A 12,806-nucleotide genomic window follows, 5' to 3' on the forward strand; every position below is an offset into this window, starting at 1 on the left:
CAACATGAGATACTGCTCCCGCCGTCGCTGGCTTCTGTTTCTACTTCTCGCGGGCTTCGGAGCCATGAATACCGTGGCCTTCTTCCACGCCTGGCGCTTCACGCACTTCGCCAACGAGCCTGGCCTGCACTCGCCCAACCCCGAGCAGCTCAGCCCCAGCCAGAAGCTTTGGCTGCTGCTCACCGGCATCCGCAACCCCAAGCCGCAGAACGGTCCCAAACCCAGCTTTCCGGTCGAAACCGTCACCATCCCTAGCCCCAACGGCCCGCTCGAAGCCTGGTACGCCCGGCCCGACAGCGGCCGGGCGCGCGGCACGGTGGCCCTGTTCCACGGCTACACCAGCAGCAAGTCGCACCTCACCCACGAGGCCGGCTACTTCCGCCACTTGGGCTACAACGTGCTGCTGGTGGACCAGGCCGGCAACGGCAACTCGGCCGGTTTCCGAACCACTGTGGGCTACCGCGAGGCCGACGACGTGGCCGCAGCTTACCATTGGCTGAACGACTCCATAAGTAATTCGTCAGGCTCCCCTCTCCACCGGAGAGGGGCCGGGGGTGAGGCCCCACGTGAGGGCGGCAAGGTCATCCTCTACGGCATCAGCATGGGTGCGGTAGCCATCATGCGGGCTGAGGCCGAACTAGGCGTCCAACCAACGGCCAACATCCTCGAATGCCCCTACGGCAACATGCGCCAGACGGCCTACAACCGCTTCGCCTCCATGCACGTCCCCGGTTTTCCGATGGCCGATTTGCTGGTGTTCTGGGGTGGCGTACAAAACGGCTTCTGGGCCTACGGCCTCAATGCCGAACACTACGCCAGCCAAATCCACACGCCCACCCTCCTGCTCTGGGGCACCGCCGACCCGCGCGTGACCCGCGCCGAAACCGATGCCATCTTCGCCCACCTCGCCGGCCCCAAAGCCCGACACGACTTCCCCGGCGTGGGCCACGAACCGTACTGGCACCGCTACGCCACCGATTGGGAGCAGCAGACCCGGGCGTTTCTGAGCCGCTGAATCGCCAGATTCGCCGTTATTCGCTGCATGGACTTATTACAACGAATTCAGCGCTGGTACACCATCAACTGCAATGGCGATTGGGAGCATGAATACTCGGTTTCAATCACAACAATTGATAATCCAGGATGGGTAGTCAAAATAGATTTACAGTATACCTGTTTGCAAAATGCTAGTTTGGATTATGCATTAATTCAGAGGACTACTACTGATTGGGTTGGTTACTCAGTAAAAGACGGTGCGTTTGAAGGAATGGGAGGAGCAGGGAATCTGTCGGAAATTCTTACCTATTTTCTTGATACATTTCTGCCATCGCATTTGGATGCTGATTGCACAATTGAAATTGGCCTACCAGTTATTGGTTATGAGGGCAAGCTTTGGTTGAATGCAGAAGGCAAAATGGTTTCTGAATCAACCTTGGAAATAACAGCTATTGAAGACTACGATGTAACGGGCAATTATTTATGGAGCAATAACGAAACATTAGAAGCAGTCAATCAGCCAGGTAATATCCCAAAAGAATTGAAAGTGGATTTCGCTGTTGGCGAAAGAGTTGAGCCTACTGTCTTCCAGGCAGACGATAATATGCTCCGCACCTTCTTGGTTTCTCCAGCCAAAAAATGATTCTGAAGTTGCTGCTGAAGCTTCAGCAACCGCCGTTTCCGCCCCCTTGTCAGGAAAATTTTGGCCTCCCGCAACAAATCCCGCCACCGCGTCGGATAATCCTCCGCGCCGGGCCGAATCGGTGACAATCTGTCACCAAAACGACGCTGGTACGTTGCTTGTAATCCCTCGGTAGCGGCTGCAAAGCGGCTTTTAACCTGACACAACTCCTCTCAATCTTAACCAACACACCCCTCTCATGGGCAAAATAATCGGCATTGACCTCGGCACCACCAACTCGTGCGTAGCCGTAATGGAAGGCAACGAACCCGTTGTAATTCCCAACAGCGAAGGCCGCCGCACCACCCCCAGCATCGTCGCTTTCCTCGACGGGGGCAAGGGCGAGCGCAAAGTGGGCGACCCGGCCAAGCGCCAGGCCGTTACCAACCCCCAGAACACAATTTCCAGCATCAAGCGCTTCATGGGCCGCCACTTCAATGAAGTGACCGCCGAGCAGAAGCACGTTTCCTACAGCGTAGTCGCCGGCCCCAACAACACGGTAGCCGTGAAGATTGGCGACCGCAACTACACGCCGCAGGAAATCTCGGCCATGGTGCTCCAGAAAATGAAGCAAACTGCTGAGGATTACCTCGGCACGACCGTGACCGAAGCCGTTATCACGGTGCCCGCTTACTTCAACGACGCCCAGCGCCAGGCCACCAAAGAGGCCGGTGCCATCGCCGGCCTCGACGTGAAGCGCATCATCAACGAGCCCACCGCCGCTGCCCTGGCGTACGGCCTCGACAAGAAGCACAAAGACCAGAAAATCGCCGTGTATGACCTCGGCGGTGGTACGTTCGACATCTCCATTCTGGAACTTGGCGACGGCGTGTTTGAAGTACTGAGCACCAACGGTGACACCCACCTCGGCGGCGACGACTTCGACCAGGTTATCATCAACTTCCTCGCTGACCAGTTCAGCAGCGAAAACGAAGGCCTCGACCTGCGCAAAGACCCCATGGCCCTCCAGCGCCTCAAAGAAGCCGCTGAGAAAGCCAAAGTGGAGCTCTCCAGCTCGACCGAAACCGAAATCAACCTGCCCTACATCACCGCCACGGCCTCGGGCCCCAAGCACCTGGTGGTGAAGCTGAGCCGCGCCAAGTTTGAGCAGCTCGCCGATGACCTCGTGCGCCGCTCGATGGACCCGGTGAAAAAAGCCCTACAGGACGCCGGCCTGAGCACTTCCGACATCGACGAGGTTATCCTCGTGGGTGGCTCGACCCGCATTCCCCGCATTCAGGAGGAAGTGGAGAAGTTCTTCGGCAAGAAGCCTTCGAAAGGCGTGAACCCCGACGAAGTAGTAGCCATCGGCGCTGCCATCCAGGGCGGGGTGCTGACCGGCGAAGTGAAGGACGTGCTGCTGCTCGACGTGACCCCGCTTTCGCTGGGCATCGAGACGATGGGCGGCGTGATGACCAAGCTCATCGAGTCGAACACGACCATCCCGACCAAGAAATCGGAGACCTTCTCGACGGCTTCGGACAACCAGCCTTCGGTGGAAATCCACGTGCTGCAAGGCGAGCGTCCGCTGGCTAGCCAGAACCGCACCATTGGCAAGTTCCACCTCGACAGCATCCCGCCCGCACCCCGTGGCGTGCCGCAAATTGAGGTAATCTTCGACATCGACGCCAACGGCATCCTGAACGTAACCGCCAAGGACAAAGGCACCGGCAAAGAGCAGAAAATCCGCATCGAAGCCAGCAGCGGCCTGAGCGAGGACGACATCAAGCGCATGCGCGACGAAGCCGCCGCCAACGCCGACGCCGACAAAGCCGAAACCGAACGCATCGGCAAAATGAACGCCGCCGACTCGATGATTTTCCAGACCGAGAAGCAGCTGAAAGAGTACGGTGAGAAGCTGAGCGGCGGCAACAAAACCGCCATCGAAGGCGCCCTGGCCGACCTCAAATCGGCTCACGAAGCCAAAGACCTCGCCCGCATCGACACCGCCATGGAGGCCATCAACGCCGCCTGGCAGGCCGCCTCGCAGGAGATGTACGCTGCCGGTGGTGCCGAAGGCGGCCAGCCCGGCGCCGACGGCCAGCCGCAAGGCGGCAACGGCCAGCAAGGCCAGCCCGCCGGTGACCACGTGACCGATGTGGACTACGAAGAAGTAGACGGCAAATAAGGACCGCAGCTTGTAACGGATTTGGCGGATTACACCGATTCAGATTCGTTTTAGGAAAGGCCGGAGGCGCGAGCTTCCGGCCTTTTTGCGTTATTTGTTGCCCCGTATCCGCCTTCCCTTTCCGTTTCTATGCTTGAATTTCTACCCTTCCAGTCGTTTCCTTCTGCCGAGGCGGCGCAGCCATTACTGGCGATACTGCGGCAACGCGAGATTCCGTTTGAAACCGAAACGAATTCAGGCCAAGCTATTTTCGACCCGACGTTCGCTTTCAACCACACCTACGCTACTTTTTTGGTGAAACTGGCGGGCTCCGACTTCGAGTGGGTGCGCCGCCTGCAGGAAGATGCCAACCGCGAGGCGCTGGCCACGCTCAGCCCCAACCATTACCTGTTCAGCTTCTCCGATGCCGAGCTGTTCGACCTCGTAGCCAAGCCCGAAGAGTGGAGCCCGCTCGACGTAACGCTGGCGGGCCAACTGCTACGGCAACGAGGCCGTGACGTATCGGTCGACGCCATTCGGTTGCTGCGCGAGCACCGGGTGGTGGAAGAAGGCAAACCCGAGCGCAGCAACAAGGGGCGCATCATGTGGGGCTACATTCTGGCTTTGTTCGGGGGCGCGGTGGCCATTTTTATGGGCTGGGAGCTGTATTCCTACAAAAAGAACCTCACCGATGGCCGCCAGGTGCATGCCTACTCGCCGCACGACCGGGTGCACGGCCTGCGCATCATGGTGCTCGGCACGGTGAGCTTGCTGCTCTGGATAGCCGTGCGCGTGTGGGTACTGCCGCAATAGCCGGGTTACCTTTGCAGCCATCGGCGCGGCATTCGCGTAAGCACGCCCAAGGTGGCGCTTACTTTAGCCGGCCTCTTCCTGTTCGATTTTCTGATTTCCTTTTTATGAACATTTCGTCTCTCCGGTTTCCCGCCCGCGCCCTGGCTTTGGGCGCCTTGCTCATTGCCGCCGATTCGTGCAGCGTGAGCGAACAAGTTAAGGACAAGCCCTCGGGTAAAAACGTCTCGACCGAAGCTCTCGAAAACGAGGCGTACACGCTGATGCAGTACCGCCTCAACTTCGTGGACGAAGCCAAGCTCGGCGGCCAGGATATTCTGTTCGTGCGGCAGGCTTCGGATGTGTCGTCGGCCGACCAGGCCAAGCTGCAAACGGCGCTGGCCTCCGGCAACCTGCCTCTGCACCTCAAAATGCGCGTGTACGCCAAAAACCCCAGCTCCACCAGCGTGCAGCTGAAGCAGCTCGACTACAAGCTCCTGCTCGATGGCAAGGAGCTGACCGCCGGCACCACCGGCGCCAACACCCAGCTCGAAGCCAGCGCCATCGAAACGCTGCCCATCAACATCGACCTGAACGTGAAGCCCGACCAGCTGAACGGCAGCACGCCCGCCGCCTTCGCCGCCGGCTTCACCGATTTCACGGCCGCTAACCGCCGCCTTGTGGTGCAGCTGCGCCCGCAGTACGTAGGGGCTAGCGGCCGCCAGGTGCCCGCCACCGACTTCATGCCCGCCGAGCTGGTTACGGCCAAGCGTACCACCGCCAAGAAATAGCCTTTGCAGCCGCAGCTGCTTTGCAGAGCTGCCGTCTTTCTCGACAACAAAAAGCCCCCGACGCATGCGCCGGGGGCTTTTTTTATTGAGACTGGTAGCCAAGTTGACCGATGTGGAGAAGCATATTTGCGTCTCCTTGTTGAACGACAAGCGACCTGAATTATGAGGACGACGAGACGCAAATATGCGTCTCGTCGTCCTCATAATTCATTATTCCTCGGCGTTGGCAACGTCTTCGATGCCTTCTTCAATTTTCTCCGCAGCTTCCTCGTGGTCGTCGGCATCGGGCGCTTCGAGCAGGCTTTCCTGCTCCTGCCAGCCCTGGGGCTCGTAGCTGAGGCGGATGTAGATGGGGTAATGGTCGGAGCCGATGTGCGTGAGGCGGCGCAAATCCTGCAGGCGGAAGTGCGCGGAGTGAAACACGTGGTCGAGCGGCCAGCGCAGCAGTTTGTAGTCGGCGTGGAAGGTGGGCAGCAGGCCGCGCCCGATACGCGGGTCGAGCAGCCGCGAGAGCCTCCGAAACAGCTCAGAGGTGTGCGACCAGGCCACGTCGTTGAGGTCGCCGGCCACGATGGTGGGCCCATCGTGGTGCTGAATGACCTTGCCCACCACCAGCAGCTCGGCATCGCGGCGGGCACTGGTTTTCGATTCCTGCGGGGCCGGCGGCTTGGGGTGCAGAAAGTGCATATTGACGGTGACGCCGCTGGGCAGCCGCGCGCACCCGTGAAACGACGGAATATCGGGGTCGAGGATGTAGCGAATCTGCGGCTCAATCAGCGGCAGGCGCGAAAACACCAGCATGCCGTAGGTGTTGGGCAGCGGGGCGTGGCAGGTGTAGGGGTAGTCTTTTTCGATACTCTGCAGCTGGCTCAGCCACCAGTCGTCGGTTTCCACGGCCAGCACAATGTCGGGGCTGAGGTGCCGCACGTGGCCCAGGCAGCGCGAGGCGTCGCGGTTGTACATCAGCACGTTGGCCACCATCAGGCTGATGTGGTAGTCGTGGTCGTCTTCGGGGCGGCTGGCGTCGGCCACCTGCTTGCGGTGCAGCGGCGTGTAGGGCCAGATGCGGCTGAACTGGTACACCACCGCCACGGCCAGGCTCACCACAAACAGGCTGTTGCCGAAGCTGCGCGGCGTGGGCAGCGCCAGCGCCGCGCTCAGGCTCAGGAGCAGCGCGGCCACGATTTGCAGACGCGGGAAGTCGCAGATGCGAATCCACCACGCCGTTTGGCGAAAGATGGGCACCAGCGTAACCAGCAGGCCGGCCCCGCCCAGAATCCACACTATCCAGTGGCCGGTGGTGAGCAGTGCAGAAAGAAAAGTGGGCATGAAAACGGGCTGGGTGGGAATGGGAAGGGTGAAAGCAAACAGCTGTCATCCTGAGCGCAGCGAAGGACCTTGTTACGTAAGCACAATTTGACGTAACCTCATGCAGGCGTGATAAGGTCCTTCGCTGCGCTCAGGATGACAGATTTGAAAAACAAACCACCCTACACATCATCCTGAAACCCGCCCTTGCGCAGCTCTTCAATCGTGCGCATCACCCGGTCTTTGAGCGTGGTGCGGTACCGCTCCAGCGCGTCGGCCAGGCGGGCATTGTTCAGGGCCAGCATCTGGGTGGCCAGCACGGCGGCGTTGGCGGCATTGTCGAGGCCCACGGTGGCCACGGGCGTGCCGGCCGGCATCTGAATCATGCTCAAAATTGAGTCGAGCCCCTGAATGGACAGGGTGCTGTTGATGGGCACGCCAATGACGGGCAGCGTGGTGAAGGCCGCCACCATGCCCGGCAGGTGGGCTGCCCCGCCCCCACCGGCGATGAGCACGCGCAGGCCGCGCTTGCGGGCGCTTTCGGCATACTCCACCATGCGGTGCGGCGTGCGGTGCGGCGACACGAGCGTGATTTCGTAGGGAATGCCGAACTGGCGCAGAATATCGGCCGCGGCCGACATGATTTTCAGGTCCGACTTCGAGCCCATGATGATGCCCACGATGGGGTTTTCGGTCACGGGACGGTCGTCGGCCGCGCCGCTGGTGGCGCTGGAAGCGGGAGAATCTGGAAACATGTAATCGAAGCGCGAAATAATACCTGAAATGAGCCGGTGCCCGCCACCCGGCCCCAATAAGGCGGCAAAATAGTTCTTTTCCGCCCGGTCCGGCGCTTCTTCTACCTTTGCGGGTATGGAAATTCTGCTCGCCACCTTCACCACCCTGTTTTCCATCGTCAATCCGTTCGGGGCGATGCCGGTGTTCCTCACCCTCACCGCCGACGACCGGGCCTCCGAGCGGGCCCGCACGGCGCTGCGGGCCTGCATCTACATGGTGGCCGTGCTCAGCGTGGCGTTTTTCGGCGGGCAGTACATTCTCAACTTCTTCGGCATCAACATTCAGCACCTGCGCATTGCGGGCGGCATTCTGCTCATCCGCTCGGCGTTCGATTTGCTCACGCCCGGCGGCAACCGCGACCGCGTGGGCCCCGAAGCCCTCGAAGAAAGCAAGCAGAAAGACGACATCAGCTTCACGCCGCTGGCCATGCCCATGCTCTCGGGGCCCGGCTCGATGGCCATTTGCATCGGCCTTATCCGGCCCACTTACGTCGACAAAGCCATGACCGTGGCCGGCTTCGCGCTGGTGGCGCTGGCCGCGTTCATCGTCCTCATTTTCTCGCTGCGCCTCACCCGCGTGCTCGGCAAGCCGGGCATGGCGGCCATGTCGCGCATCATGGGCTTCATCACGCTGGCCATCGGGGTCAATTTCCTGGCCTCGGCCATCGGCGTGCTGTTCCCGGGCCTCACGCGGTAAGAGCTTTCAGTTTGATAAAGAAACGTCATGCCGAGCGTAGCCGAGGCATCTCGCGTGTAGTCGTAACGCCATTTGAAGCAGAATTAGTGGTAGCACGCGAGATGCCTCGGCTACGCTCGGCATGACGGGCAATATTATCCCAGCGACTTTCAGCATGCTTAACCTCACGGCGTACCTTTGCGCTTCCTTATGCTGAAAAACGACCTTTTCCTGCGTGCCGCCCGGGGCGAAGCTACCGAGCGCACCCCCGTCTGGCTCATGCGCCAGGCCGGCCGCATCCTGCCCGAATACCGCGCCCTGCGCGCCCGCCTCTCCGGCTTCAAAGAGCTGGTCGAAACCCCCGAGCTGGCCGCCGAAGTCACCATCCAGCCCATCGACGCGCTCGACGTGGACGCCGCCATCATCTTCTCCGACATCCTCGTGGTGCCCGACGCCATGGGCCTGCCCTACGAAATGGTGGAAGCCCGCGGCCCCCTGTTCCCCACCACCATCAAGTCGGCGGCCGACATCGACAAGCTGCGCATCCCCGACCCCGAAGAAGGCCTCGGCTACGTGCTCGAAGCCCTGCGCATCACCAAAAAAGCCCTCAACGGCCGCGTGCCGCTCATCGGTTTCGCCGGTGCCCCGTTCACCATCCTGGCCTACATGATTGAAGGCCACGGCTCCAAAACCTTCAGCAAAGCCCGCGGCTTCCTTTACCGCGAGCCCGCCCTGGCCCACCGCCTGCTGGCCAAAATCACCGCCACCACCATCGCCTACCTGCAAGCCCAGGTGGCGGCCGGTGCCCAGGTCGTGCAGGTGTTCGATTCGTGGGCCGGCATTCTGCCGCCCGCGCACTACACCGAATTCTCGGCCCGCTACATCGCCGAAATCTGCGAGGCGCTGGCCCCGCTCGTGCCCGTCACCGTGTTTGCCAAAGGCGCTTGGTGGGCAGTGCCCGAGTTCGCCGCCATGCCCTGCCGCACCATCGGCCTCGACTGGAACCAGACGCCCGGCCAGGTCCGCACCGAAGCCGGCGACAAAACCCTGCAAGGCAACCTCGACCCCTGTGCCCTCTACGGCACGCCCGAGCAGGTACGTGCCGCTACCGAAGCCATGCTGCGCCAGTTTGCCGGCGGCCCCCACATCGCCAACCTCGGCCACGGCGTTTACCCCGACACCAACCCCGACAACGTGCGCGTCTTCGTGGAAACGGTGAAGGCGTGGCGCAACTAATGATTAATGCCCGACAACACCGCGATAATTGCCATAGCAGCAGCTGAAGCCACAAATCCCACCTTTGGGACGTCAAAGGCATTCTTGGAAGTGCATTCTGTGGCTATTCAAGATGGGGAACCCAAAGTCGCGGGTATTACCATTCCCGCCGGCCCGTTGCCGACTATCGTCTATTTCGCGGTGGAAGACGAGAAATTCTTCTTGGCCGTCTCCGTCTCGCCGGTTTCGCTTACTGTGGAGCACGCCTGGGTGGAGGATTACCACCGGATATCGTTTCATGCCACGTCGGAAACATTAGACTTGCAACAGCTTGCAGCCCTAACGATGCTGAAGCCGACGGAGAGTTGGAACAAAGGGGACCAACGAAAACTCGGTGGTGCTCTCCGCAAGCAAAGCTCGATTGAGTTTGAGCCTCACCCCGGACCTGGTGAATTTGAGGCTCGACTCAAAAAGCTACTGTCTTTTTTAGAACAAGACCATGCTGGTGTACAAGCGCTGGTCGACAAAGCCGACGGCTACCTTCGCATTATTTCCGTCTTTCACAATGGCAACACCATGCTTGGCGGGCTGCATCTCGATAAAGAGTGTATCCAGCGAATGGCGGCGTTAAACCTTGAAATTGACTTCGACCTCTATGCCGAGGGCAATTTCTATCAATCCTAACTTCCCCATACTGCAATGGACGTAAAAGACAGCAACGGCACGCTGCTCGCCGAAGGCGACGCAGTCACCCTCATCAAAGACCTCAAAGTGAAGGGCTCCTCGCTCACGCTCAAGCGCGGCACGCTGGTTAAAAACATCCGTCTCACCAACAGCGCTGCCGAAATTGAAGGCCGCGCCGGCGGCAGCACGATGGTGCTCAAAACCGAGTTCCTGAAGAAGGCCTAGCCCTGTAGCCTGGACTCTGTGAGTCCGGGCCTAGCAGGTCGTTTCATTTCCTAAGTATGCCCGGACTCGCAGAGTCCAGGCTACAGCCCCGCCTCCACTGCTTCTTCCAGCAGTCGCTGCTTCTCGATGGGCACCACGCCCACCTGCTCGCACACCAGGCCCCCGCCCAGGTTGGCCAGCGCCGCTGTGAAGGCCGCCGGCCGCCCCAGCGCCACGCACAGCGCCGCAATGCTGATGACGGTATCGCCCGCCCCCGACACGTCGGAAATCGTGCGCAGGTGGGCCGGCAGGTAGGTTTTCTCCGCTTCCTGCTGGGCAAATACGCCATATTCCGACAGCGTCACCAGCACGATTTCGGGCGTCAACACCTCGCGCAGCCGAGCCACGGCGGCTTCAAAGCCGGCGCGGTCGGTGTTGGGCTCGCCAAATTCCAGCTTTAATCCTTCGCGCAACTCTTTCAGGTTGGGTTTGAAGAGGGTGCAGTCGCGGTAGGCCAGGAAATTCTTCTTCTTCGGGTCCACCACCGTGGGGATGTTGCGCTGGCGGGCGCGGGCAATGCACTCCGTAATAATGGCTTCGCTGAGCACGCCCTTGTCGTAGTCCTCAAAAATGACCACGTCGGCGCGGCCCAGCAGGTCGTCGTAGGCCGCCAGCAGTTGCTCGGCTTCTTCGGCGTTGAGGTCGGTTTCGATTTCCGAATCGATGCGCAGCAGCTGCTGGCCCTGGGCCAGAATGCGCTGCTTCACCGTAGTAGGCCGCGCCGCGCTGCGGATGAGGCCGTCGGCGGGCAGGTCGTGGGTATGCAGGAGTTGCAGCAGCTGGTCGCCGCCCGCATCGTCGCCAATCACGGCGCAGAGAAGTGGCGTGGCGCCGAGGGCCTGCACGTTCAGGGCCACGTTGGCAGCCCCGCCGAGGCGGTTTTCGGTGCGGGCCACGTGCACCACGGGCACGGGCGCTTCGGGCGAGAGCCGCGTGGCGCGGCCCCACACGTAGGCATCCACCATCACGTCGCCCACGATGAGGACGCGCAGGTTGTTGAAGTCGTTGAACAGCGTTTGCAGGGAGGAATCAGAAGTAGGCAAACTCAAAGCAAAAGTCTGTCATCCTGAGCGGAGCGAAGGACCTTGTCACATCAGAACTAGCCGTTCGAGCTTGATGAGGTCCTTCGCTGCGCTCAGGATGACAGGAGGTGATAAATAAATTACGCCAGTTTCGCCAGGCTTGCCTTGATGCGCCGAAACGCCTCCACCAGCTTCTCATCGGCGGCGGCGGTGCTGAAACGCATGCACTCCGGCGCGCCAAACGCCTCGCCCGACACGGCCGAAACGTGCGCGTCGTTCAGAATAAACAGCGCCAAATCGGACGAGTTGCGGATGGTGCTGCCATCGGGCGCCGTACGGCCGAAGAAAGCCGACACTTCGGGAAAGATGTAGAAAGCACCGCTGGGCGTGGGCGTGTCGAGCCCGGGAATATCTTTCACCAGCTCCAGCACGAGGTCGCGGCGGCGGCGGTAGGCGGCGGCCATCTCATCCGACGACGCCCGGCCGCCGGCCAGCGCGGCCACGCCCGCCCGCTGCGTGATGGAGCAGGTGCCCGACGTAATCTGGCCCTGCATCTTGTCGCAGGCCGTGGCAATGTCCTGGCGGGCGGCCAGGTAGCCCAGGCGCCAGCCCGTCATGGCGTAGCCCTTCGAGAAGCCATTCACAGTGATAACCCGGTCGGCCACGGCCGGAAACTGGGCCAGGCTCACGTGCTCGCCCACGAAGTTGATGTATTCGTAAATCTCGTCGGCCAGGGCGTATACCTGCGGGTGGCGCGCCAGCACCTCGGCAATCGCACCCAGCTCCTCACGGCTGAACACCGCGCCCGTAGGGTTGCACGGCGACGAGTACATGATAAGCTTGGTGCGGGGCGTAATGGCCGCTTCCAGTTGCGCGGCGGTGGCCTTGTAGTCGTGTTCGCGGGTGCCCACCAGCGGCACGGCCACGCCGCCGGCCAGCTTCACCATCTCCTCGTAGCTCACCCAGTAGGGCGAAAACACGATGACCTCGTCGCCCGGATTTACGAGGCTGAGCACGGCATTGGCCAGCGCCTGCTTGGCTCCGGTGCTCACCACAATCTGGCTGGGCTGGAAATCGAGCTGGTTGTCGCGCTTCAACTTATCGCAGATGGCCTGCCGCAATTCCGGAATGCCGGGCACCGGTGTGTAGAACGTGTAGCCGTCGTCCAGCGCCTTTTTGGCGGCGTCCTTGATGTACTGCGGTGTCTGAAAATCAGGCTCGCCAAAGCTCAGGTTGATGACGTCAACGCCCTTGGCGGCCAGCTCGCGGCCCTTCTTGGCCATGGCAATGGTGGCCGACTCGCTCATGGCAAGCAGGCGGTCGGAGAGCGGCGAAACGGCAACGGGCGCGGCGGTATTGGGCATAAGAAAAGGCGGTGAATGCAAGGGCAAAGGTAATTCAATTGTCAGCGGGCATCGCCCAATGCCGGCTGTCATCCTGAGCTTGCGAAGGACCTTCTCACGTCTGTGCGAGATTTG

The 12,806-nt window shown here is 61.0% G+C and carries 13 protein-coding genes; 9 read left to right on the top strand and 4 right to left on the bottom strand.

The window, feature by feature from the left end:
- The first annotated feature begins 4 nt into the window (after positions 1-4).
- The 5 genes from MON38_RS01665 to MON38_RS01685 all read left to right on the top strand — a co-directional run bounded on the left by MON38_RS01665 (position 5) and on the right by MON38_RS01685 (position 5,365).
- Positions 5-1,015: an alpha/beta hydrolase gene (locus MON38_RS01665; protein ID WP_241934393.1), complete on the top strand. Its 1,011-nt coding sequence runs from the start codon at positions 5-7 to the stop codon at positions 1,013-1,015.
- Positions 1,016-1,042: 27 nt separating this feature from the next.
- Positions 1,043-1,639: an immunity 53 family protein gene (locus tag MON38_RS01670; RefSeq protein WP_241934394.1), complete on the top strand. Its 597-nt coding sequence runs from the start codon at positions 1,043-1,045 to the stop codon at positions 1,637-1,639.
- 238 nt (positions 1,640-1,877) lie between these two features.
- Positions 1,878-3,806 carry a molecular chaperone DnaK gene (dnaK, locus tag MON38_RS01675; RefSeq protein ID WP_241934395.1) on the top strand — a complete coding sequence of 643 codons (1,929 nt, stop codon included), beginning with the start codon at positions 1,878-1,880 and terminating at the stop codon, positions 3,804-3,806.
- Between the two features lie 129 nt (positions 3,807-3,935).
- Complete coding sequence (locus tag MON38_RS01680; RefSeq protein WP_241934396.1) at positions 3,936-4,598, top strand: hypothetical protein; 663 nt, start codon at positions 3,936-3,938, stop codon at positions 4,596-4,598.
- A gap of 104 nt (positions 4,599-4,702) precedes the next feature.
- Positions 4,703-5,365, top strand: coding sequence for an LEA/WHy family protein (locus MON38_RS01685; protein ID WP_241934397.1), 663 nt, complete (start codon positions 4,703-4,705; stop codon positions 5,363-5,365).
- Positions 5,366-5,575: 210 nt separating this feature from the next.
- Here the strand turns inward: MON38_RS01685 and MON38_RS01690 are convergent, their stop codons facing one another.
- Positions 5,576-6,694, bottom strand: coding sequence for an endonuclease/exonuclease/phosphatase family protein (locus tag MON38_RS01690; protein ID WP_241934398.1), 1,119 nt, complete (start codon positions 6,692-6,694; stop codon positions 5,576-5,578).
- A 161-nt stretch (positions 6,695-6,855) separates the two neighbouring features.
- Positions 6,856-7,341 (bottom strand): 5-(carboxyamino)imidazole ribonucleotide mutase, encoded by a 486-nt coding sequence (gene purE / locus MON38_RS01695; protein WP_241935089.1) that lies wholly within the window; start codon positions 7,339-7,341, stop codon positions 6,856-6,858.
- 202 nt (positions 7,342-7,543) lie between these two features.
- Here purE and MON38_RS01700 point away from each other — a divergent pair, with 202 nt between their 5' ends.
- The 4 genes from MON38_RS01700 (at position 7,544) to MON38_RS01715 (ending at position 10,267) form a co-directional block, all read left to right on the top strand.
- Positions 7,544-8,164 (top strand): MarC family protein, encoded by a 621-nt coding sequence (locus MON38_RS01700; RefSeq protein WP_198068948.1) that lies wholly within the window; start codon positions 7,544-7,546, stop codon positions 8,162-8,164.
- Positions 8,165-8,353: 189 nt separating this feature from the next.
- Positions 8,354-9,379, top strand: a complete 1,026-nt coding sequence (gene hemE, locus MON38_RS01705) for a uroporphyrinogen decarboxylase (protein WP_241934399.1) — start codon at positions 8,354-8,356, stop codon at positions 9,377-9,379.
- Positions 9,380-9,385: 6 nt separating this feature from the next.
- On the top strand, positions 9,386-10,042 hold the full coding sequence (locus MON38_RS01710) for a DUF4279 domain-containing protein (RefSeq protein WP_241934400.1): 657 nt from the start codon (positions 9,386-9,388) through the stop codon (positions 10,040-10,042).
- 15 nt (positions 10,043-10,057) lie between these two features.
- Positions 10,058-10,267 carry a zinc ribbon domain-containing protein YjdM gene (locus MON38_RS01715; RefSeq protein WP_241934401.1) on the top strand — a complete coding sequence of 70 codons (210 nt, stop codon included), beginning with the start codon at positions 10,058-10,060 and terminating at the stop codon, positions 10,265-10,267.
- 80 nt (positions 10,268-10,347) lie between these two features.
- On the opposite strand, the gene MON38_RS01720 is transcribed toward MON38_RS01715, so the two are convergent.
- Positions 10,348-11,349, bottom strand: coding sequence for a bifunctional heptose 7-phosphate kinase/heptose 1-phosphate adenyltransferase (locus tag MON38_RS01720; protein WP_241934402.1), 1,002 nt, complete (start codon positions 11,347-11,349; stop codon positions 10,348-10,350).
- Between the two features lie 119 nt (positions 11,350-11,468).
- Positions 11,469-12,692, bottom strand: a complete 1,224-nt coding sequence (locus MON38_RS01725; RefSeq protein ID WP_241934403.1) for a pyridoxal phosphate-dependent aminotransferase — start codon at positions 12,690-12,692, stop codon at positions 11,469-11,471.
- Positions 12,693-12,806 lie beyond the last annotated feature (114 nt).

It is taken from the genome of Hymenobacter cyanobacteriorum (genome assembly GCF_022631375.1).
GTDB classification, from domain to species: Bacteria; Bacteroidota; Bacteroidia; order Cytophagales; family Hymenobacteraceae; genus Hymenobacter; species Hymenobacter cyanobacteriorum.